The following is a 21,256-nucleotide window of genomic DNA, read 5'->3' on the forward strand; positions in this document are numbered from 1 at the left end:
CCGAAGGCGGAAACCCTGGAGGGGGAAGCTGTATTCCCCGTCCCGGCAGGGAGGGACTCCGGGTGCTCCCATTGTCCCCCATAGAATGGGGCGGTGACTGAACTGATACGGGTTGTGGGCGGAGCCATCGTGGACAGCCTGGCTGAACCGGCGATGCTGCTGGTGGCGCGGCGAAGCGCGCCCGAAAGCCTTGCGGGCATGTGGGAATTCCCCGGCGGCAAGGTGGAGCCGGGCGAGGACGCCGAGACGGCACTCGTGCGGGAACTGCTCGAGGAGCTGGGCGTGGGGGTCAGGCTGGGCAACGAGTTGCCCGCCGCAGATACCGGCGGCTGGCCGCTGAATGAGCGCGCCGCCATGCGGGTGTGGTTCGCGGAGGTCACCCGTGGAGAACCCCGGCCCCTGGAAGACCACGATGAACTTCGCTGGGTACCGCTTGCCGATCCTGCCGCCGTGCTTGGCCTGCCCTGGATCCCCGCGGACTTCCCGATTGTCCGCGCGCTGCTCGACAAGGTGTCAGTGCCTGCCGGCGGGAGCCGGAACTAGCACGCGCACACTCTGGGCCGCCAACTTGTGCAACACCGGGAAACGCGCGGCACCCGGGGATTGGGCAGGCCTAGAAAAGGGTTGGCTGCCCGGCTTGTCCGCCGGGCCGGACGGGTCCCGCCGCCGGGCTTCCTGAAGCTTCCGGAATGATGCCTGCCGGATACTCCGCTTCCTCTCCACGGGGATCGTCCAGGTCCCGGTGGCTGAATCCGGAGGAATGCGTGAACCCGTGCCTGGCCTTGAAATAGCGGACCTTGGCGGCAAGCCAGCCCCGGTACTCCTTGGAGGCATAGGATCCGGCGCCGTACAGCTGACGGTAGCGGGTCACCAGTTCGGGATGGTTTGCGGCAAGCCACTTCAGGAACCATTCTCGGGTACCGGGCTTCAAGTACAGGGCTCCGGCCGTCACGCCCGTTGCGCCTGCCGCCGCCAGCGAGGCGAAGAGCGCGTCCAGCGCTTCGTCGCTGTCCGAAAGCCAGGGAAGGATAGGCATGGCCATCACCCCGCAGGGAAGGCCGGCCTCGCGAAGACGGCTCACCAGCTTGAGCCGTGCACGCGGCCCCGGGGTTCCCGGCTCGATCGCTTCGGAAAGGGCCTCGTTGGTCATGGCCAGCGAAATTCCGAGCCCCACCGGAACCTGGGTGGCGGCACTTTTCAGCAGCGGGATATCCCGCGCCAGCAACGTGCCCTTGGTGAGGATGGACAGGGGAGTGCCTGAATCGGCAAGTGCGGAGATGATGCCGGGCAGGAGCTTGTACCGTCCCTCGGCCCGCTGGTAGGGGTCCGTGTTGGTGCCCAGCGCCACCTGCTGCCGTGTCCACGACGGTTTGGCCAGTTCCTTGCGAAGGACCTCAGCCGCGTTCACCTTGACCACCACCTGGCTGTCAAAGTCCAGGCCGGCGTCGAAGTCCAGGTAGGTGTGGCTCTTGCGCGCGAAGCAGTACACGCACGCATGGCTGCAGCCGCGGTAAGGGTTTACCGTCCATTCAAACGGCATGCGTGAACCTGCCGGAACCCTGTTGAGCACCGATTTTGCAGTGACCTCATGGAAGGTGATCCCGGCGAATTCCGGGGTGGTGACCGAGCGGACCAGCCCCGCCAGCGGGAGGAGGGCGGGACCCGGACCGCCGGCTTCCGCGGCCGGGGCCGGAACCAGTGCTTGGGCGTCCCATCTCATAGCCCTATTCGAAAACATGTTCGAATAAATGTCAAGGCCGGCGGATCTAGGCGGGCGGCAAACTTTCCAGTTCCCAGGCCACCGTTACCGCCGTTTCCAGCCGGTTTGTTCCGGGCTCCACCGCGATGGCCTCGGCCGCGCTGGCGCGCTGGAAGCCTGCCAGGGGAATCGGTACCTGTCCGGGGGCGTGTTCGGTCACGGACAGCACACGGCCCAGCCTGGCTGAGGCCAGGCCGGCGAACTGGCGCGCAGCACGCAGCGCGTCTTCCCAGGCGGCCGCCCGGGCGCGCTCCCTGGCCGCCGAATCATCGGCAAGGGTGAGTTGAAGGTTGTTGAGGCGCACGTCGTTGCCGCCTGCCCTGACAGCTTCGGCGATGAGCGCGGACACGGCGGCGGCATCCCGCAGCCGGACAGCAAGCGAGCTGGAGGCCGCATAGCCTGTCACCTGCTGCCCTTCGCCCTCGCGCCACACGTAGTCCGCCCGCACATTCAGGCCGGTGGTTTGGATGTCCGCCGCCGCCACGCCACGGGCGCGGAGGGCTTCGGTAACCGATGCCAGGGCTTCGCCCGCACCGGAATAGGCGGCGTCGACCGAAGCGGCCCGGGTTTCCACGCCCAGGGTAACGAGCGTCAGGTCAGGGGCTGCTTCCGCCCGCCCGGTTCCTGTCACCGTGACAGTGCCGGCAGGGCCCTTCTGTTCCAGGCTGTCCGCGGCGCCCACGGTCACGCCCCTGCTTCCCGGTGGCCCGCGGTCCTGTGCTGCAAGCCGGGCCGGGTGGAGGCGCGGGACGGGTAGCCGCCGGCGGCCAGTCCCGCGTGCCGCTCGAAGAGGTTCGCGGTCCCCGGATTCCCGGTCCGCAGGACGGACCAGCCCGCGGCCAGAAGATACAGGGGAAGGAAAGGAACGCCACCGCACCAGGCGTACTGCGTGCAGTGCCGCTCCTCGTGGCCCAGCAACCCGGGCATGGACAGCAGGTCCTCGGCCGGGCCGCGGCACAGCACCACGTTGCCAAGGGTGAAGGCGCGGGCGAAGGGCAGGCGCCAGCGGTATCCGCCGGCCAGCACCAGTCCGCGCGGTCCGGCGACAGGCCGTATACGCGCAACGGCGGCAACCGCGAGTCCCAGGACAGTGCTGCCGTTGGCCAGGTTGACTGCCCGCCGCAGCCGCTGGGCAGCGGTCAGGGGCGGTAGGGATCCCGGGCGCCGCCGCAGTGTCATGAGGCCATGGTAGCCGGAGGGTTCAATTAGACTGGAGGGCAGTGCCTGCCGGTTTCTCCGGCGGGCCCTGACCTGGTCATTGAATGAACTGAATTTGAGGGCATTCATCCATGACCTGCCAGTGACGGACGCGCCGCCGGGAAACCGGGCAGGGTGCTCTGCTCGCCGGCAGCCACGACTCGTAGCTAAGAACAGTAGATGACTGAAACTTTGCCGGGCGCCGCTGCACCGAACCCCACGGATGAAGCCGCCATCAACGCCGCTGTAGACCAGGCCATCACCGCCATTGCCGGTGCGGCCACCCTTGACGAGCTGAAGGCGGTGAGGCTCGCGCACACGGGGGAGAAGTCCCCGCTTAGCCTTGCCAACCGTGAGATCGGCAAGCTGCCGAAAGACCAGAAGGCGCTCGCCGGTAAATTGATGGGCGCGTCCCGCGGACGGGTCAACAAGGCGCTCGCCGACCGCACGGCCGTGCTGGAAGCGGAAAACGATGCGCGGATCCTCCTCGAGGAGACCGTGGACGTCACGGCGGCTCCGCGCCGTCGTCGCGCCGGTGCCCGGCACCCGCTGTCCACGCTTCAGGACCGCGTGGCGGACATTTTCGTGGGCATGGGCTGGGAAATCGCCGAGGGCCCGGAAGTCGAGTCGGAATGGTTCAACTTCGATGCCCTGAACTTCAAGCCGGACCACCCGGCGCGTGAAATGCAGGACACCTTCTTCGTGGAGCCTCCCGAAGCCCACCTCCTGATGCGCACGCATACCTCGCCGGTACAGGTGCGCTCCATGCTGGAGCGCGAGGTGCCCATCTATGTGCTCTGCCCGGGCAAGGTGTTCCGGACTGACGAACTGGATGCCACCCACACCCCGGTGTTCCATCAGTTCGAGGGCCTGGCTATCGACAGGAACCTCAGCATGGCCGACCTCCGCGGCACGCTGGAGCACTTCGCCCGCCAGATGTTCGGTGACGAGGCCCAGATCCGGCTGCGTCCCAATTACTTCCCGTTCACCGAGCCGTCCGCCGAGCTGGACATCTTCCACCCCGGCGCCAAGGGCGGCCCGCGCTGGATCGAATGGGGCGGCTGCGGCATGGTCAACCCCAACGTGCTCCGCGCCGCGGGCATCGACCCGGACGTCTATTCAGGTTTTGCCTTCGGCATGGGCATCGAGCGCACCCTCATGTTCCGTAACGAGGTGGGCGACATGCGCGACATGATCGAAGGCGATGTACGTTTCAGCGAGCACTTCGGGATGGAGATCTAACAGTGCGTATCCCACTTTCCTGGCTGCGTGAATTCGCAGAGGTACCGGCCGGAGCAACGGCTGAAGACGTTATGGCCGAGCTGGTCAAGGTCGGGTTCGAAGAAGAGGACGTGCACCGTCCCACCGATGCCCTGCAGGGCCCCATCGTGGTGGGCCAGGTCCTGAGCCTGGTCAAGGAACCGCAGACCAACGGCAAGACCATCAACTGGTGCCAGGTCCGGGTTGTCCCGGAAGGGCAGGAGCAGAAGCTCACCGGCAAGGGCATCGACCCGTCCGGCGTGCAGGGAATCATCTGCGGCGCCCACAACTTCGTTGAAGGCGACAAGGTTGTGGTCACCCTTCCAGGCGCCGTGCTGCCCGGCAACTTCCAGATCTCCGCCCGGAAGACCTACGGCCACCTGTCCGCCGGCATGATTGCCTCGGTGCGGGAACTGGGCATCGGCGAGGACCACGACGGCATCCTGGTGCTGTCCCGCATCGGCCTGGATCCCGAGGTCGGCACCGACGCCATGGAGCTCCTGGGCCTCTACGACCAGGCCGCCGAAATCAACGTCACCCCGGACCGCGGCTACGCCTTCTCCATCCGGGGCGTCGCCCGCGAGTACGCGCACGCCACCGGCACCGCCTTTACCGATCCTGCGGCGAAGGTCCAGGTCCCGGCGGAGCTCTCCGGCGGCTACGGCGTCAAACTCAACGACGACGCACCCATCTACGGCAAGCCCGGCTGCGACCGCTTCGTGGCACGCACCGTCCGAGGCGTGGACGCCACCCGCCCCACCCCGCCGTGGATGGTGTCCCGGCTGCGGCTGGCCGGCATCCGCTCCATCTCGCTGCCGGTAGACATCTCCAACTACGTCATGCTCGAACTGGGCCAGCCCACGCACTGCTACGACCTGGACAAGCTCTCCGGGGACATCGTGGTGCGGCGCGCCGCCGCCGGCGAAAAGATCACCACCCTGGATGACAAGGAGCGCACCCTCGACGCCGAGGACCTGCTCATCACCGACGACTCGGGTGCCATCGGCATCGCCGGCGTGATGGGCGGGGCGGCAACCGAGGTGGGCGATTCGACGTCGAACATCCTGGTGGAGGCCGCGCACTTCGACGAGGTGTCCATCTCCCGGTCCCGGCGCCGCCACAAGCTGCCGTCCGAAGCGTCCAAGCGGTTCGAGCGCGGCGTCGACTGGCAGGTGGCCGGTGTGGCCGCCCAGCGTGTGGTGGACCTCCTGGTGGAGCTTGCCGGCGGCACGGCGGACACGACCGGCACGGACGTGGGGACCGCCCCGGACACCGTAACCATCGAGCTGCCGGCAGGCTTTGCCGCGGCCCGGATCGGCATCGACTTCACCGAGGAACAGATCGTCACGTCCCTGGAGGACCTGGGCGCGGCCGTCGTGAAGAACGACGGCGGCTGGACCGTGACTGCCCCGAGCTGGCGCCACGACCTGGAGACCAAGGAAGACCTTTCCGAGGAGATTGCCCGGCTGGTGGGTTACGACAAGATCCCTGCCACCCTGCCCGTGGCCCCTCCGGGCCGCGGCCTGACCCGGGTGCAGCAGCAGCGCCGCCGCCTTATCCAGGCGCTGGCGGACGCCGGGCTCACCGAGGTGCTGTCCTACCCGTTCGTCTCCAAGGCAGCCAACGACACTTTCGGTGTGGCCGAGGAAGGTGCTGCCCGCAGCGCGGTGAAGCTGGCCAACCCGATCAGCGAGGAGCAGGGCTACCTGCGCACTTCCATCCTGCCGGGACTGATCGAGGTGGCCAAGCGCAACCATTCGCGCGGCTTCCGGGACCTGGCGCTGTTCGAGTCCGGCCTGGTCTTCCTGCCCGGCGGGACGGTGGGCACCCCCTCCATCCCGCCGCTGGGCGCCAAGCCCGCCGATGAGGTGCTGGATGCGCTGTACGACGGCGTTCCGGCCCAGCCGTTCCACGTCGCCGCGGTCCTCACCGGGCACGATTCGCCGGCAGCAGCCGCCCACGCACCCCGGGCCTGGGACTGGGCGGATGCGCTGGACGTCGCCCGCCTGGCCGGTGACGTGCTCGGCGTCGAGCTGGTGGTGACGCAGGGCAGCCACCAGGCGTTCCACCCGGGCCGTGCTGCACGGCTGTCGCTGCGCAGCGGCGAAGTGGTGGGCTACGCGGGCGAGCTGCACCCCAAGCTGCTTGCTGCCGCGGACATGCCCGCGCGGTCCGTGGCCCTGGAACTCAACGCCGACGCGCTGTTCGAGGCCGCGCCGGATGTCATCGTTGCCCGCCACATTTCCCCGTTCCCTGTGGCCACCCAGGACGTGGCGCTCGTGGTGCCCGCCGATGTCCCTGCGGACGACGTGCTGGCTGCGCTCCGCGAGGGAGCCGGCGAACTGCTGGAGGACGTTGCACTCTTTGACGTCTATGCAGGCAAGGGGATCGAGGACGGCAAGAAGTCGCTGGCCTTCGGGCTGCGCTTCCGCGCCGCGGACCGGACCCTGACGGCCGACGAAGCGTCGGCTGCGCGCGAAAGTGCAGTGGCCCTCGCCGCGGAACGGTTCGGGGCAGTGCAGCGCTAACGGCGGCCAGGGCAGTCTCTCAGCAGGGCAGCCTTGCACAGGCGGCTTTTCAGGGGCGGGGCGGCATGGCTCCGGATCTAGTGGTGCGTGCCGTCCCGCCCTTTGCTGTGCCCGGGGAAACCGAACGGGTCCGACGGGACGCCGAAGCGGTCCTGGATGGCCCTGAACTGGCGCGCGCCCGGGCCATGGAACCGGAGGCGCGGGACCGCTTCCTGGCCGGGCGGCTTGAGCAGCGGCTGTTCGTGGCTGGCCTCCTGGGGATGGGCCCCGAACGCCTGGCCGCCAGTTACAGCTGTCCTGCCTGCGGCACTGGACCGGACGTCAGCCACGGGCGGCCGGGCTACCTGCTCGACGGCGTTCCGGCACCTGTGGCGTTCAGTGCCTCCCGGGCTGCCGGGTGGACCCTGCTCGTTGCCATAATCGATGCTGCGCCCGCATTCCGGCTGGGCGTGGATATCGAGGAGCCCGCACGGACCGGCTTTGCCGGCTTTGCGGCGCTGGCGCTTACCCCCGACGAGCAGTGGGCAGTGCGGCACCTTTCCGGAACTGCCCTGCTCACGGAGCGGGCCCGCCTGTGGGCCCGCAAGGAAGCCTGGCTGAAAATGACCGGGGAAGGACTGCGGAGGGCGCCGTCCGATGTCGATGTCCTGGCGCGTGCCGGGGTTCGGGACCTGCCCTGCGCTGAAACCGGCCTGCCTGCGAACCTGGCGGCCGCCGTCGCACTGTCAGGCTAGGAAACCCTGGCCAGCGGCAGCGGCGGCAGTGGTTCTTCGTAGAGCCACGGGTGCAGCAGCGCCTCCGCGTCGACTGCCGTGGCCCGGTTGACCGCGAGGATGAAGTCGGGCGTGCCAACCGACCCGTACCGGTGCGCAGCGGTCCATTCCTGCAGCAGGGCAAAGAACGCGAGGTCCCCGCACGCCATCCGGACGGCGTGCACTGCCAGCGCCCCCCGCTTGTATACCCGGTCATCGAACATGTGCTCCGGGCCCGGATCACCCACCAGGATGTCCTGCGCGTCCGCCCGCAGCCGGTGCCAGGCGGCTTCAGCCCGCGCAGCCGACGGCATGATGCCCGCTTCCTCCGACCAGATCCACTCGGCATAGCAGGCAAAGCCCTCGTGCAGCCAGATGTCCTGCCAGGTTGCCGTCGTCAGCGAGTTTCCAAACCACTGGTGCGAGAGTTCGTGCGCAATCAGCCTCTGCGACTCCCAGTCCGGGTCCAGGTGGTTCGGGCCCAGGATGGACAGGCCCTGCGCCTCCAGCGGGATTTCCAGTTCGTCCTCCGTCACCACCACGGTGTAGCCGGGGAACGGGTAAGGGCCGAAGCAACGGGCAAAGGAACGCATCATGGCCGGCTGCAGGGCAAGTCCTGCCCGTGCCTTGTCTGCGAGGTCCGGGGCAACGGCCACGAGTTGCGGCACGGTGGAACCGGCCCCGCCCGGGTCCAGTTCGAGCAGCCCGTACCGGCCGATCTGCACGGTGGCAAGGTAGCTGGCCATCGGCTCCGCCTGCTCGTAGACCCAGGTCTCACGGCTGGAGCGCGTGGTCCGGGACTGGAAGATGCCGTTGCAGACCGCCCGGTAATTCGCGTCCGTAGTGACCGTGAACCGGTAGCTGGCCTTGTTCCGGGGGTGGTCGTTGCACGGGAACCAGGAGGGAGCTCCGTTGGGCTGGCCCGCCACGAGGACGCCGTCGGATAGCTCCTCCCAGCCCACCTCGCCCCAGAGTCCCCGCCGGGGTGCCGGGTTGCCCTCGTAGCGGATATCCAGCGTGAAGCGCTGCCCGGGCCGCAGACCGGCTTGCCCGGCCACCACCAGCTGGCCGGCGCGCTGGCTGAAGCGCCCCGCCTTCCGCCCGTCCAGCTGCACCTTGGTGGCACGCAGGTTGCCGGCCAGGTCCAGGACAATGGCCGACGCCGGCGCCTGGACAACGCCGTACAGCACCGCCCGGCCGCTGAGCCGGTTGCTGCTGACTTTGTAGTCAAGCTCCAGTTCGTAGCGTTCAACCCGGTAGGCGTTGCTTCCCGCCCCGGGCAGGTAGGGGTCGGGAACCGCGGGAAGGGTGGCTGCCGGGACGCTTCCGCCGGCTCCTGCTGGAAAACTCATCAATACCTTTGGGTTGTTCAACGCTGTGCGGGACCGCTCCAGGGACTGACCGGGTTGCCCATCCAGTACGTCCCGGCCGGTACTGTTTCGCCGCGCATCACCAGCGATGCCGGGCCCACAGTGCCGCCGGCCCCAATAGCGGCTTGCGGAAGGATCACCCCGTGCGGGCCCATGGTTGCCCCGTCCTCGAGCGTAACAGCGTCCATGCTCATCACGCGGTCGTGGAAGAGGTGGGTCTGCACCACGCAGCCACGGTTGACGGTGGCGTTCCGGCCGAGGGTCACCAGGTCGGCTTCCGGCAGCCAGTAGCTTTCGCACCAGGTGCCCGCGCCGATTTTGGCGCCAAGGGCACGCAGCCACCAGACCAGTGCGGGGGTACCCGTGGCGGCGCGGGCGAACCACGGCGCGCTGACCATTTCGATGAAGGTGTCCACCACCTCGTTGCGCCAGATGAAGGAACTCCACAGTGGGTGTTCGCCGGCCTGGATCCGGCCCACCAGTACCCACTTGGCAAGGACGGCCGCCCCGGCCGCCACCGCACCGGCCAGGAGCATGACCACGCCGCTGAGGAGGGCGGCCACCCCGTAGTTGAACGCCGTGGCCAGCTGGTCAAAGGCCAGGATGATGCCGGCGGCAATCGCTACCGAGAGCATCACCGGGACAAACCTGCAGAGCTCCCACAGGGCGCGCGCCACCTTCAGCCGGAGCGGCGGCTGGTAGGTGCGGGTATCGTCCGAGGCGATGGCGGTTCGGCGCAGCCGGACCGGGGGGCTGCCCAGCCATGACGTGCCGGACTTTGCCTTTGCCGGGGTGGCGGACAGGACCGCCACCAGCGAGTTCTTGGGCACGCTCCGCCCGGCAGCGGTCATGCCCGAGTTGCCCAGGAAGGAGCGTTTGCCGATCTTGGCCGGCGCCACCCGCAGCCAGCCGCCGTCAAGCTCGTACGAGGCCACCATGGTGTCATCCGCCAGGAAGGCCCCCTCGCCAACGGTCGTCATCGAGGGGATCAGCAGCACCGTGGACGCTTCCACGTTCCGGCCGATCTTCGCTCCCAGCAAGCGCAGCCACACAGGGGTGAAAAGGCTGGCGTAGAGGGGGAACAGCAGGTCCCGCGCCATGTCCAGCACCCTTTCCGTGGCCCAGACCTGCCAGCCCACGCGGCTGCGGACCCGGTGGTAGCCCTCGGTGAGGCCTATGCTCAGGAGCCGGGTTGTTGCCAGGACCAGCAGGGCGTTGCTGAGGAACCAGGCCAGGGCGCACAACGGCAACGCCAGGGCCAGCTGCGGCAGCGCAGCCGAGAGCGATGTGCTGCCCTGGATGAACAGATACGCCACGCCCACGGCGGCGGCAGCGGAAAGATAGGGGAGAACCGCCAGGCAGGCGGATGCGCCGGCGAACCCGGCGGACCACAGCCTGGCCTGAAGCGGGGTCCGGGCAGGGGCATCAGGCAGTGACCGCTTGGCCTTGCCGCGCCGCTGCGCGGGGGACCCGGCCACCAGATGGCCTGCCTTCACCTTGCCGAGCACGGCGGAACCGGCCTCCACCTGGGCGCCCGCTCCGATGGAGGCACCGGGCATCAGGGTGCTGCGCGCGCCCAACGTGGCCCCGGCGCCGATCCGGATGGCACCGATGTGCACGTTGTCGCCGTCGATCCACCAGCCGGACAGGTCAACCTCGGGCTCGACGTTGGCGCCGCTGCCCAGGGACAGCAGGCCTGTGACGGGCGGCAGCGAGTGGAGCTGGACGTCCCTGCCGATCCGGGCTCCCAGTGCCCGCGCGTAGGAGGGGATCCACGGTGCGCTGGCCAGGCTGATGGCGCCGGACAGGTCCTGGATCTGCTCGGCCAGCCAGAGGCGCAGGTGAACCCGCCCCGAGCGCGGATAGGTTCCGGGTTTGACGCCTCGAAGCAGGAACCTGGCAGCGGCCACCGAGATCAGCATCCGGCCGGGAGGGCTGACAAAGACCAGCCAGGAAGCCGCCACCCACCACCAGGAGACCGTGGCTGCCGCGGTGAACCCGGCCAGCGCGGCAAGGATGTTGTTGCCGGCCATGAGGAAAGTCAGCCAGCGCATCCCCACCAGCACATGCAGCGGTACGCCCATCAGGGTCTGGAAAACCTGGGACTTCCGTGCGGTGGGCCGGACCTGGCGGTCGGGTGCGGGGGCGGTGGCGCCGTCCGGAAGGGACAGCCGGGCTGCCTCCACCAGGGCGCCGATGCGGGGGGTGGCGTAGATGTCCGCCACGGTGATGGTCGGGTACCGCACGCGCAGCGCCGATACCAGCTGGGCTGCGGAGAGCGAACCGCCGCCGTAGGCGAAGAAGTCGGCGTCGAGGGAGGTCACAGGGCTACCCAGGACGGCGCTCCACTGCTCCACGATCCAGGCAGCGTCTTCGGGCAGGTTCAGCGGCGCGGCGTCCGCCTCAGCGGCGCCCGCGCCGGGCAGGGGCCAAGGCAGGGCATGGCGGTCCACTTTGCCGCTGGTTTTGGTGGGCAGCGAGTCCACCACCGCGAGCATCGGAACCAGCGCTGCCGGCAGGGTGGCGGCCAGCTGCCCGCGGGCAGCGGCCAGGTCGAGGTCCTGCCCCGAAACCGGGGCAAGGTAGCCCACCAGGATCTGGTTTCCGGCTGCGGTGGTCTGGACGGCGGCGGCAGCGCCGGCAACGCCGGGAAGGGCCTGCAGCGCCGCATCAACCTCGCCCAGCTCAATCCTGCGGCCGCCGAGCTTCACCTGCTCGTCGGCCCGGCCCTGGAAGACCAGGCCCGCCTGCTCAAACCGGACCAGGTCCCCGGAACGGTAGGCACGCTCCCAGCCCAGGCTCGGCATCGGCGCGTATTTCTCTGCGTCCTTGGCGGGGTCGAGGTAGCGGGCCAGCCCCACGCCGCCAATAATCAGCTCCCCCACTTCGCCCTCGGCCACCGGCACGGCGTCCGGGTCGACGACGGCCAGGTCCCAGCCGTCGAGTGGCAGGCCGATCCGGACAGGTCCCGGACCGCCCAGCGGGGCGGCGCAGGCTACCACGGTTGCTTCCGTGGGGCCGTACGTGTTCCAGACCTCCCGGCCCTCCACCGCAACGCGCCCGGCCAACTCCGGCGGGCAGGCCTCCCCGCCGAAAATCAGCAGTCGGACGTTCTCAAGCGATTCGGCGGGCCAAAGTGCCGCAAGCGTGGGAACGGTTGAGACGGCGGTGATCCCGTGGTTGATCAGCCACGGGCCGAGGTCCATGCCGGTGCGCACCAGCGCCCGGGGTGCGGGGACCAGGCATGCCCCGTGGCGCCAGGCAAGCCACATCTCCTCGCAGGACGCGTCGAAGGCCACCGAGAGTCCGGCCAGGACCCGGTCCTGGGGGCCGAGGGGTTCATCCCGCAGGAAGATCCTTGCCTCGGCATCCACAAAGGCTGCTGCCGAGCGGTGGCTGACGGCAACGCCCTTCGGCGTGCCGGTGGATCCGGAGGTGAAGATGACCCAGGCGTCGTCGTCGGGGGCAGGCGGCCGGGCACCGGCAAACGGTGCCGTACGGCCGGCGGGCACGAGGTCCACGCCGCGGAGCACGCCACCGGCTTCCAGGACACCGGCCACCCTGGCTTCCCCGAAGACCAGGCGGGCGCGCTCCTCCGGATCGTCCGCATCCACGGGTACGTAGGCCGCGCCCACCAGGAGCACCGCGAGGATGGCAACATACAGCTCGTTGGTCCCCGACGGGATCCGCACGCCAATCTTGTCCCCGGCGCCGAGGCCGGCCTGGTGGAGCCGCCGGGCCGCAGCCCGGACTTCAGCCATCAGCTGGGCGTAACTGAGCGGGCGGCGGCCGTCGTCCAGGGCGGATGCCTCCGGGTAGCGGGCCGCAGTGTCCTGCAGGATGTCGATCAGCGTCCGGGCCGGGGGAGCGGCCAGGGACCCCGGCATCTGGGGCGGATACGTGGAAGGGACATCCTCAAGGGGGACCTGCTGCTGAGTCACTGGGGCATTTTGCCTGTACCAGATGAACAGAAGATGTACCCGCCGGCCAAACTCGGCGTTCCTGCGGTCCGGCCGATCACCTCTTGTTCATTCAGCAGGTGCCGTGGGCCACTGCGGAGCGGCGGCTACGGAACCAGGAGCACCTTGCCCGTGGTGCGCCGGCCCTCCAGGTCCCGATGGGCCTGTGCCGCCTGGGACAGCGGATAGCGGGCACCGACCCGGACCTTCAGACTTCCGTCAGCCGCAGCTGCGAAGATCTCGTCCGAGCGCCAGCGCCGCTCGGCAGCATCCCTCAGATGGTGGGCGATGGTGGGCCTGGTGAGGAACAGGGATCCGCCGGAATTGAGCCGTTGCGGGTCAACGGGAGGAACGGGGCCGGAGGCTGCGCCGAAGAGCACCAGCGTGCCGCGCACCCGAAGGGCGTCGAGGGAGCCGTCGAAGGTGTCCTTTCCCACGCCGTCGTACACCACGTCTGCGCCCCTGCCGCCGGTGATGTCCCTGACGTGCTGTGCGAACCGGTCGTACCGCACCACATGGTCAGCGCCGGCCCCCCGTGCAAGCTGCTCCTTTTCCTCGCTGGAGACGGTGGTGACCACTTCTGCGCCCCTGGCCTTCAGCAGCTGGATCAGGAACAGCCCCACGCCGCCTGCGCCGGCATGCAGCAGGACGGTGTGCCCGGGCTCCACCTTGAAGGTGGAATTCATCAGGAAGTGCGCCGTCATCCCCTGCAGGGGAAGTGCTGCCGCCGTGAAATCGTCCAGACCGCGGGGAACGGGCAAGGCGGTATCCTCGGCCACCAGCATGTAGTCCGCATAGCAGTCGAATCCCTCGGCAGTGGCTACCCGGTCGCCAACGGAGAAGGCGGTAACCCCTTCACCCACTGCCTCCACCGTTCCTGCGGCTTCCGATCCCGGGGTGAAGGGGAACGGGACCTTGTAGGTGCCGCTGCGCTTATACGTGTCGATGAAATTGACGCCTGCCGCCCGCACCTTCACCAGCAGCTGCCGGGGACCCGGCACGGGGGGTTCCGCTTCCTCGTAGACGAGGACTTCCGGTCCGCCTGCCTGCCGTGCGACGATTGCGTGCGTCATTGCTCCCCTTTCCAGGAGCCGGCGCTTCCGGCTCCCGATGCTGTCACCATCCTAGGGATACCCCGAAGCGGGGAAGCAAGGTAATGCATAAATATCGGCTCTAATGCATAACTATTGTTGTATAGTCGGGGGCATGACTATTTCTGTTGCAGTGTCGGGCGCCAGCGGTTACGCCGGGGGAGAAGTCCTCCGACTCCTGGCCGGACACCCGGACGTCACCATCGGCGCGATCACGGCGCACAGCAACGCGGGCTCGCGCTTAGGCGAATTGCAGCCGCACCTGCACGGGCTCGCCAACCGAATCCTGGAAGACACCACGGTGGACAACCTGTCCGGCCACGACGTCGTCTTCCTCGCCCTGCCGCACGGCGCTTCCGCCGAAATCGCCGCCCAGCTGCCGGAAGGGACGGTGGTGATCGACGCCGGTGCCGACCACCGCCTGCAGGACCCGGCCGCGTGGGAAAAGTTCTACGGCTCCGCCCACGCGGGCACATGGCCGTACGGCCTTCCCGAGCTCCCCGGCCAGCGCGAGGCGCTCAAGGGCGCCACGCGGATTGCAGTGCCCGGCTGCTACCCGACGTCGGCCCTGCTGGCGCTGACGCCCGGGTTCGCCGCCGGTTTGCTGCAGCCCGACGACGTCGTCATCGTGTCCGCGTCCGGCACCTCCGGTGCGGGCAAGGCCGCAAAGGTCAACCTCATCGGCGCCGAAGTGATGGGCTCCATGAGCCCCTACGGCGTAGGCGGCGGGCACCGCCACACTCCGGAGATAGAGCAGGGACTGTCCAATGCCGCGGGCGAACAGGTCACTGTGTCCTTCACGCCCACGCTGGCACCCATGAGCAGGGGCATCCTCACCACCGCAACAGCCAAGGTGAAGCCCGGCATCACGGCAGAGCAGCTCCGGCAGGCCTGGGCCGACGCCTACGACGACGAGCCGTTCGTGCACCTGCTGCCCGAGGGCCAGTGGCCCGGCACCAAGAGTGTGCAGGGATCGAACCACGCCGCCATGCAGCTGGCCTTCGACGGCCACACCGGCCGCGTCATCGCCACCTGCGCCATCGACAACCTCACCAAGGGCACTGCCGGTGGCGCTGTCCAGTCCATGAACATCGCACTCGGCCTGCAGGAAACCGCCGGCCTTGACCTGCAGGGAGTAGCCCCGTGACCGTCACCACGCCCCAGGGATTCCGCGCCGCCGGCGTCACCGCCGGACTCAAGGCTTCCGGCAAGCCGGACCTCGCGCTGGTGGTCAATGACGGCCCGTCCAAGGCCGCCGCAGCCGTGTTCACCAGCAACCGGGTGGCTGCCGCTCCCGTCCACTGGTCCCGCCAGGTGGTCGCCGATGGCCGGGTGGATGCCGTGGTGCTGAACTCCGGCGGTGCCAACGCCTGCACTGGGCCCACCGGTTTCCAGAACACCCACAGCACCGCCGAGAAGGCAGCCGAAGTCCTGGGAATTTCGGCCACCGACGTTTTTGTCTGCTCCACCGGCCTGATCGGCGAGCAGTTGCCCATGGACAAGATCCTGCCCGGTGTTGAGGCCGCTGCCGCTGCCCTCAGCACCGACGGCGGACCGGAAGCCGGCGAGGCCATCATGACCACCGATTCTGTCCCCAAGTCAGCGCTGTTCATCGGCACTGACGCGGACGGGCAGGAATTCAGCATCGGCGGCATCGCCAAGGGCGCGGGCATGCTGGCCCCCGGCCTTGCCACCATGCTGGTGGTGCTGACCACCGACGCAGCTGTGCAACCGGAACTGCTCGACCTGGCCCTCAGGGACTCCACCCGGGTCACCTTTGACCGCGCCGATTCCGATGGCTGCATGTCCACCAACGACACCGTTGTCCTGCTGTCCTCCGGAGCGTCCGGAGCAGTTCCGGCCGCCGAGGTCTTCACCGCAGGCCTGACCAAGGTCTGCGCCGAGCTGGCACGGAAACTCATCGCAGACGCCGAAGGCGCCAGCCACGACATCGCCATCCGGACCTTCAACGCTGCCAGTGAAACCGACGCCGAGACCGTCAGCCGCTCCGTGGCCCGGTCCAACCTCTTCAAGGCCGCCATCTTCGGCAAGGACCCCAACTGGGGGCGCGTGCTCTCAGCGGTGGGCACCACGGACGCAGCGTTCGAGCCGGACCAGCTCAACGTGGCCATGAACGGCATCCAGATCTGCCGCAACGGCAGCATCGGCGACGACCGGAGCCTGGTGAACCTGGAGCCGCGCGAGGTCCTGGTGGAAATCGACCTGCAGGCCGGTGACGCAGAAGCGACCATCTGGACCAATGACCTCACCCACGACTACGTGCACGAGAACAGCGCCTACTCCAGCTAGCACCGTTTCAGCCATCGCCGATCCCCGCGGAAGAGACAGCATGAACACCCAGACGCGCGAGACCACCAGCATGTCCGACGCCCAGGCCAAGGCCGCCACCCTTATCGAGGCGCTGCCCTGGATCCAGCGCTTCGCCGGCACCACCATGGTGATCAAGTACGGCGGCAACGCCATGGTCAATGACGAACTCCGCCGCGCGTTCGCCGAGGACATCGTGTTCCTCCACCATGTGGGCATCCATCCGGTGGTGGTTCACGGCGGCGGGCCCCAGATCAACTCCATGCTGGGCCGGCTGGGCATCGAATCAGAGTTCAAGGGCGGCCTGCGCGTCACCACGCCGGAGGCCATGGACGTGGTCCGGATGGTCCTCACCGGACAGGTGGGCCGCGAACTGGTGGGGCTCATCAACTCCCACGGCCCCTACGCCGTGGGCATGTCCGGTGAAGACGGCGGCCTGCTGCGCGCCGTGCGGACCGGGACAGTGGTTGACGGCGAAGAGGTGGACCTGGGCCTGGTGGGCGAGGTGGTGGGCGTCGACCCCGCCGGCGTGGTGGACATCCTCGACGCCGGCCGCATCCCCGTGATCTCCACCGTGGCCCCGGAAATCGTCGACGGCGGTGACGGCGTCGCAGGTGCCGCCAGGTTCCAGCCCACCGGACAGGTGCTGAACGTCAACGCGGACACCGCGGCGGCGGCCGTTGCCTCGGCCCTGGGCGCGTCCAAGCTGGTCATCCTCACCGACGTCGAGGGCCTGTACGCCAACTGGCCGGACAAGTCGTCGCTGATCTCCTCCCTCACGGCTTCCGAACTGCGGGACATGCTGCCCAAGCTCGAATCGGGCATGATCCCCAAGATGGCCGCCTGCCTCAAGGCCATTGACGAGGGCGTGGAACGGGCGCACATCGTGGACGGCCGGTTGCCCCATTCAATGCTTCTTGAAACATTCACCACCGCCGGAATCGGCACCCAGGTTGTTCCGGACGAGGAGATCAACGGATGAATACGATGGAAAAGTCACCAGTGACCGAACTCGTGGAAACCACCGGCCATGCCGGCTCCGAATGGCTGTCGCGCTATTCGTCCTCACTCATGGGAGTGTTCGGCGCCCCGCAGCGTGTCCTGGTCCGCGGTGCCGGCTGCCTGGTGTGGGACGCCGACGGCAAGGAGTACCTTGACCTGCTCGGCGGGATCGCCGTCAACGCACTGGGCCATGCGCACCCGTTCGTCACGTCGGTCATCGCCAGCCAGCTCTCCACCCTGGGCCACGTCTCCAACTTCTTCACCAGCCCCACCCAGATCGCACTGGCCGAAAAGCTCCTGGCGCTGGCCAACGCGCCCGCCGGGTCCAAGGTGTTCTTTACCAATTCCGGCACCGAGGCGAACGAGGCAGCGTTCAAGCTTGCCCGCCGCAACTTGGGTGGCGGCAGCGTGCAGCGGACCAAAATCATCGCCCTCGAGGGAGCCTTCCATGGCCGGACCATGGGCGCACTTGCCCTGACCGCCAAGGAAGCCTACCGGGCTCCGTTCGAACCGCTGCCCGGCGGCGTGGAGCACATCCCGTTCGGCGACATCGAGGCGCTCAAAGCCGCCGTGGACGAAACCGTCGCGGCAGTCTTCCTCGAGCCCATCCAGGGTGAGGCGGGAGTACGGCCGCTTTCGGCGGAGTACCTCCGGGCGGCGCGGGAGCTGACTGCCAGGGTGGGCGCGCTGCTGATCCTGGATGAGGTCCAGACCGGCATCGGCCGGACCGGCAAGTGGTTCGCCAGCGAAGAGGCGGGAATCGTCCCGGATGCCATCACGCTGGCCAAGGGCCTGGGCGGCGGCTTCCCCATTGGCGCCCTGGTGACCATGGGTGAGCAGACGTCGTCGCTGTTGTCCGCCGGCCAGCATGGCACCACCTTCGGCGGGAACCCGGTGGCGACGGCGGCCGCCCTCGCCACGCTGCACGCGATCGAAAGCCAGAACGTCCTGGCCAACGCCACCGCGGTGGGGGAGCACCTCCGTTCCGCGCTGGCGGCGCTGCCGGGCGTCACCGAAGTACGGGGCGCCGGCCTGCTGATCGGCTTCGACCTGGACGCCGACGTCGCGCCCGCCGTGGTGCAGGCTGCCCTGGACGCCGGCTTCATCGTCAACAGCCCCGGCCCGCGCACCATCCGCCTGGCGCCCCCGCTGGTCCTCACCACGGCCCAGGCCGACTCGTTCCTCGCCGCTTTCCCGGCAATCCTCCAGACAGCTAAGGACGCCCAGTGACTCCCGCAACCCGGCACTTCCTCAAGGACACGGACCTGACCCCCGCCGAACAGGCGGAGGTCCTGGAGCTTGCCGCGCGCATGAAGGCGGCGCCCTACAGCGTCCAGCCCTTCGCGGCAGAGAGCAGCGGGCGCAAGACCGTTGCCGTCATCTTCGACAAGACCTCCACCCGCACACGGGTCTCTTTCGCCACCGGCATTGCTGACATGGGCGGCAATGCCCTGATCATCAACCCCGGTGAGGCCCAGATCGGCCACAAGGAATCCGTGGAGGACACCGCGAAGGTCCTGGAGCGCATGGTCTCCACCATCGTGTGGCGCACAGGCGCGCATGCCGGCCTGGTGGCCATGGCGGAAAATTCCAGCGTCCCGGTCATCAACGCACTTTGCGACGACTACCACCCCTGCCAACTGCTGGCAGACCTCCTGGCCGTGAAGGAGCACAAGGGGGAGCTCAACGGCCTCACCATGAGCTACCTGGGCGACGCCGCCAACAACATGGCCAACTCCTACCTGCTGGCCGGGGTCACCGCCGGCATGCACGTCCGGATCGCCGGCCCGGAAGGCTACCTGCCCGCCGCGGACATCGTGGCCGCCGCCGAGGAACGTGCCGCAGAGACGGGTGGCTCGGTGCTGATCACCACCGACGCCGCCAAAGCACTCCAGGGCGCCGACGTCGTGGCCACCGACACCTGGGTGTCCATGGGCCAGGAGGCGGAAAAGGAAGCGCGGCTGCAGCTGTTCCGGGAGTACTCCGTGGATGAGGAAGCCATGAAACTCGCCGCGGATGACGCCGTCGTGCTTCACTGCCTGCCCGCGTACCGGGGCTACGAGATCTCGGCGGGCGTCATCGACGGCCCGCAGTCGATCGTCTGGGACGAGGCGGAAAACCGGCTGCACGCCCAGAAAGCGCTGATGGCCTGGCTGATGCACCGCTCCGGCCTTGCCTTCGTTGACGGCCTTTCGCCGGTTGAAGGTACCGGGGAGAGCACGTTCTAGTGTCCGCCCAGCCCGTGTCCCCGGGCTCCAGCCCGGCCACAAAGACTGCGCGGCAGGCACGCATCACCGCCATCCTGACCAACCAGTCGGTGCGTTCCCAGGCGGAGCTCGCCGCACTGCTCGCGGACGACGGCGTGCAGGTCACCCAGGCCACGCTGTCCCGGGACCTCGTGGAACTCGGGGCCGTGCGGGTCCGTGGCAAGGAGGGCGCCCTGGTGTACGCCGTCCCCGGCGAGGGGGGCGAGCGTGCCGCCAAGACCGGCGTGAGCCAGGAAATCCTGGACGCCCGGCTCGCCCGGCTGTGCAGCGAGCTGCTGGTGACGGCGGAAGCGTCGGCCAACATCGTGGTGCTCCGGACCCCTCCGGGGGCCGCGAACTTCCTGGCCCTGGCCATCGACCATTCGGTCATGCCCGCCATCCTGGGGACCATCGCCGGCGACGACACCGTGCTGCTGGTGTCCCGGGATCCGCTGGGCGGCCCCGACCTCGCAGCCCGCTTCCTGCAGCTGGCCGAGGAAGCCGGGCAATAAGCTTGAAGACAACATCAAACACCCCCCACTAAGGAGCATGTGAAGTGACTGAACGCATTGTGCTCGCCTACTCAGGCGGCCTGGACACATCCGTAGCCATCGGCTGGATCGGTGAAGCCACCGGCGCCGAGGTCATCGCCGTGGCAGTCGACGTCGGACAGGGCGGCGAGTCGCTCGAAACCATCCGCCAGCGCGCCCTTGGCTGCGGCGCCGTCGAAGCCTACGTGGCAGACGCGTCCGATGAGTTCGCCAACGAATACTGCGTCCCCACCCTGAAGGCCAACGCCCTCTACCAGGGCCACTACCCGCTGGTGTCCGCCATCTCCCGCCCGGTGATCGTCAAGCACCTGGTGAAGGCCGCCCGCGAATTCGGCGCCACCACCGTTGCCCACGGCTGCACCGGCAAGGGCAACGACCAGGTCCGCTTCGAAGTGGGCATCCAGACCCTCGGCCCGGACCTGAAGTGCATCGCACCGGTCCGCGACCTCGCCCTCACCCGGGACAAGGCCATCGCCTTCGCCGAGGAAAAGGGACTGCCCATCGAGACCACCAAGAAGAACCCGTACTCCATCGACCAGAACGTCTGGGGCCGCGCCGTGGAAACCGGCTACCTCGAGGACATCTGGAACGCCCCCACCAAGGACATCTACGACTACACCGCCACGCCGGAGTTCCCGCCGGCACCCGATGAGGTCATCATCTCCTTCGAAGCCGGCGTGCCGGTAGCGATCGACGGCGCCCGGGTCACCCCGCTGCAGGCCATCAAGGAACTCAACCGCCGGGCCGGCGCCCAGGGCGTGGGCCGCATCGACGTCGTCGAGGACCGCCTGGTGGGCATCAAGTCCCGCGAAATCTACGAGGCCCCCGGCGCCATGGCCCTGATCACCGCGCACAAGCACCTTGAGGACATCACCATCGAGCGTGAGCAGGCCCGCTTCAAGGCCACCGTGGGCCAGCGCTGGGCCGAACTGGTCTACGACGGCCAGTGGTTCTCCCCGCTGAAGCGCTCCCTGGACGCCTTCATCGATGACACCCAGAAGTACGTCTCCGGCGACATCCGCATGACCCTGCACGGCGGCCAGGCCATCGTGAACGGCCGCCGCTCCGACACCTCCCTGTACGACTTCAACCTGGCCACCTACGACACCGGCGACACCTTTGACCAGTCCATGGCCCGCGGCTTCATCGAGTTGTGGGGCATGTCCGCCAAGGTGGCCTCCGGCCGCGACATCCGGGTCGCAGGAAAGTAGCC

Annotated in this window: 17 protein-coding genes; 11 read left to right on the forward strand and 6 right to left on the reverse strand. The window is 68.5% G+C overall.

The features are described 5' to 3' along the window. Positions 1-93 precede the first annotated feature (93 nt). On the forward strand, positions 94-543 hold the full coding sequence (locus AC5RU7_RS06635) for a (deoxy)nucleoside triphosphate pyrophosphohydrolase (RefSeq protein WP_494051595.1): 450 nt from the start codon (positions 94-96) through the stop codon (positions 541-543). Between the two features lie 70 nt (positions 544-613). Here the strand turns inward: AC5RU7_RS06635 and AC5RU7_RS06640 are convergent, their stop codons facing one another. Genes AC5RU7_RS06640 through AC5RU7_RS06650 form a run of 3 tightly spaced genes read right to left on the reverse strand, consistent with a single transcriptional unit; the run spans position 614 to position 2,938 of the window. After that, the gene (locus AC5RU7_RS06640) at positions 614-1,720 is read right to left on the reverse strand and encodes an Rv2578c family radical SAM protein (protein ID WP_494051596.1); all 1,107 of its coding nucleotides are present in this window, start codon (positions 1,718-1,720) and stop codon (positions 614-616) included. A gap of 46 nt (positions 1,721-1,766) precedes the next feature. Continuing rightward, positions 1,767-2,447, reverse strand: a complete 681-nt coding sequence (locus tag AC5RU7_RS06645) for an SIMPL domain-containing protein (protein WP_494051597.1) — start codon at positions 2,445-2,447, stop codon at positions 1,767-1,769. Continuing rightward, on the reverse strand, positions 2,444-2,938 hold the full coding sequence (locus AC5RU7_RS06650) for a hypothetical protein (protein WP_494051598.1): 495 nt from the start codon (positions 2,936-2,938) through the stop codon (positions 2,444-2,446). The genes AC5RU7_RS06645 and AC5RU7_RS06650 overlap by 4 nt, the downstream gene beginning before the upstream one ends. 198 nt (positions 2,939-3,136) lie before the next feature. Between AC5RU7_RS06650 and pheS the strand changes: the two genes are divergently transcribed. The 3 genes from pheS (at position 3,137) to AC5RU7_RS06665 (ending at position 7,478) form a co-directional block, all read left to right on the forward strand. Next, positions 3,137-4,198, forward strand: a complete 1,062-nt coding sequence (gene pheS / locus AC5RU7_RS06655) for a phenylalanine--tRNA ligase subunit alpha (RefSeq protein WP_009358627.1) — start codon at positions 3,137-3,139, stop codon at positions 4,196-4,198. A 2-nt stretch (positions 4,199-4,200) separates the two neighbouring features. Next, on the forward strand, positions 4,201-6,744 hold the full coding sequence (pheT, locus tag AC5RU7_RS06660) for a phenylalanine--tRNA ligase subunit beta (protein ID WP_494010395.1): 2,544 nt from the start codon (positions 4,201-4,203) through the stop codon (positions 6,742-6,744). A 65-nt stretch (positions 6,745-6,809) separates the two neighbouring features. Continuing rightward, positions 6,810-7,478: a 4'-phosphopantetheinyl transferase family protein gene (locus AC5RU7_RS06665; RefSeq protein ID WP_494051599.1), complete on the forward strand. Its 669-nt coding sequence runs from the start codon at positions 6,810-6,812 to the stop codon at positions 7,476-7,478. Here AC5RU7_RS06665 and AC5RU7_RS06670 read toward each other — a convergent pair. The 3 genes from AC5RU7_RS06670 to AC5RU7_RS06680 form a co-directional block, all read right to left on the reverse strand. Next, on the reverse strand, positions 7,475-8,848 hold the full coding sequence (locus tag AC5RU7_RS06670) for a M1 family metallopeptidase (protein WP_494051600.1): 1,374 nt from the start codon (positions 8,846-8,848) through the stop codon (positions 7,475-7,477). The genes AC5RU7_RS06665 and AC5RU7_RS06670 overlap by 4 nt on opposite strands. A gap of 17 nt (positions 8,849-8,865) precedes the next feature. Further along, positions 8,866-12,753: a Pls/PosA family non-ribosomal peptide synthetase gene (locus AC5RU7_RS06675; RefSeq protein WP_494051625.1), complete on the reverse strand. Its 3,888-nt coding sequence runs from the start codon at positions 12,751-12,753 to the stop codon at positions 8,866-8,868. Positions 12,754-12,932: 179 nt separating this feature from the next. Then, positions 12,933-13,898, reverse strand: a complete 966-nt coding sequence (locus AC5RU7_RS06680) for a quinone oxidoreductase family protein (protein WP_494051601.1) — start codon at positions 13,896-13,898, stop codon at positions 12,933-12,935. A gap of 133 nt (positions 13,899-14,031) precedes the next feature. On the opposite strand from AC5RU7_RS06680, the gene argC reads away from it, so the two are divergent. The 7 genes from argC to AC5RU7_RS06715 are packed head-to-tail and all read left to right on the forward strand — an operon-like array spanning position 14,032 to position 21,254. Further along, positions 14,032-15,063, forward strand: a complete 1,032-nt coding sequence (gene argC, locus AC5RU7_RS06685; RefSeq protein WP_494051602.1) for an N-acetyl-gamma-glutamyl-phosphate reductase — start codon at positions 14,032-14,034, stop codon at positions 15,061-15,063. Then, positions 15,060-16,226 (forward strand): bifunctional glutamate N-acetyltransferase/amino-acid acetyltransferase ArgJ, encoded by a 1,167-nt coding sequence (argJ, locus tag AC5RU7_RS06690; protein WP_494051603.1) that lies wholly within the window; start codon positions 15,060-15,062, stop codon positions 16,224-16,226. The genes argC and argJ overlap by 4 nt, the downstream gene beginning before the upstream one ends. 40 nt (positions 16,227-16,266) lie before the next feature. Continuing rightward, complete coding sequence (gene argB / locus AC5RU7_RS06695) at positions 16,267-17,226, forward strand: acetylglutamate kinase (RefSeq protein WP_494051604.1); 960 nt, start codon at positions 16,267-16,269, stop codon at positions 17,224-17,226. Further along, positions 17,223-18,476, forward strand: coding sequence for an acetylornithine transaminase (locus AC5RU7_RS06700; protein WP_494010388.1), 1,254 nt, complete (start codon positions 17,223-17,225; stop codon positions 18,474-18,476). The genes argB and AC5RU7_RS06700 overlap by 4 nt, the downstream gene beginning before the upstream one ends. After that, positions 18,473-19,474, forward strand: a complete 1,002-nt coding sequence (gene argF / locus AC5RU7_RS06705) for an ornithine carbamoyltransferase (protein WP_494010387.1) — start codon at positions 18,473-18,475, stop codon at positions 19,472-19,474. The genes AC5RU7_RS06700 and argF overlap by 4 nt, the downstream gene beginning before the upstream one ends. After that, the gene (locus AC5RU7_RS06710) at positions 19,474-20,004 is read left to right on the forward strand and encodes an arginine repressor (RefSeq protein WP_009359387.1); all 531 of its coding nucleotides are present in this window, start codon (positions 19,474-19,476) and stop codon (positions 20,002-20,004) included. The genes argF and AC5RU7_RS06710 overlap by 1 nt, the downstream gene beginning before the upstream one ends. 44 nt (positions 20,005-20,048) lie before the next feature. Further along, the gene (locus AC5RU7_RS06715; protein WP_494051605.1) at positions 20,049-21,254 is read left to right on the forward strand and encodes an argininosuccinate synthase; all 1,206 of its coding nucleotides are present in this window, start codon (positions 20,049-20,051) and stop codon (positions 21,252-21,254) included. Positions 21,255-21,256 lie beyond the last annotated feature (2 nt).

It is taken from the genome of Arthrobacter sp. K410C, assembly GCF_059090105.1.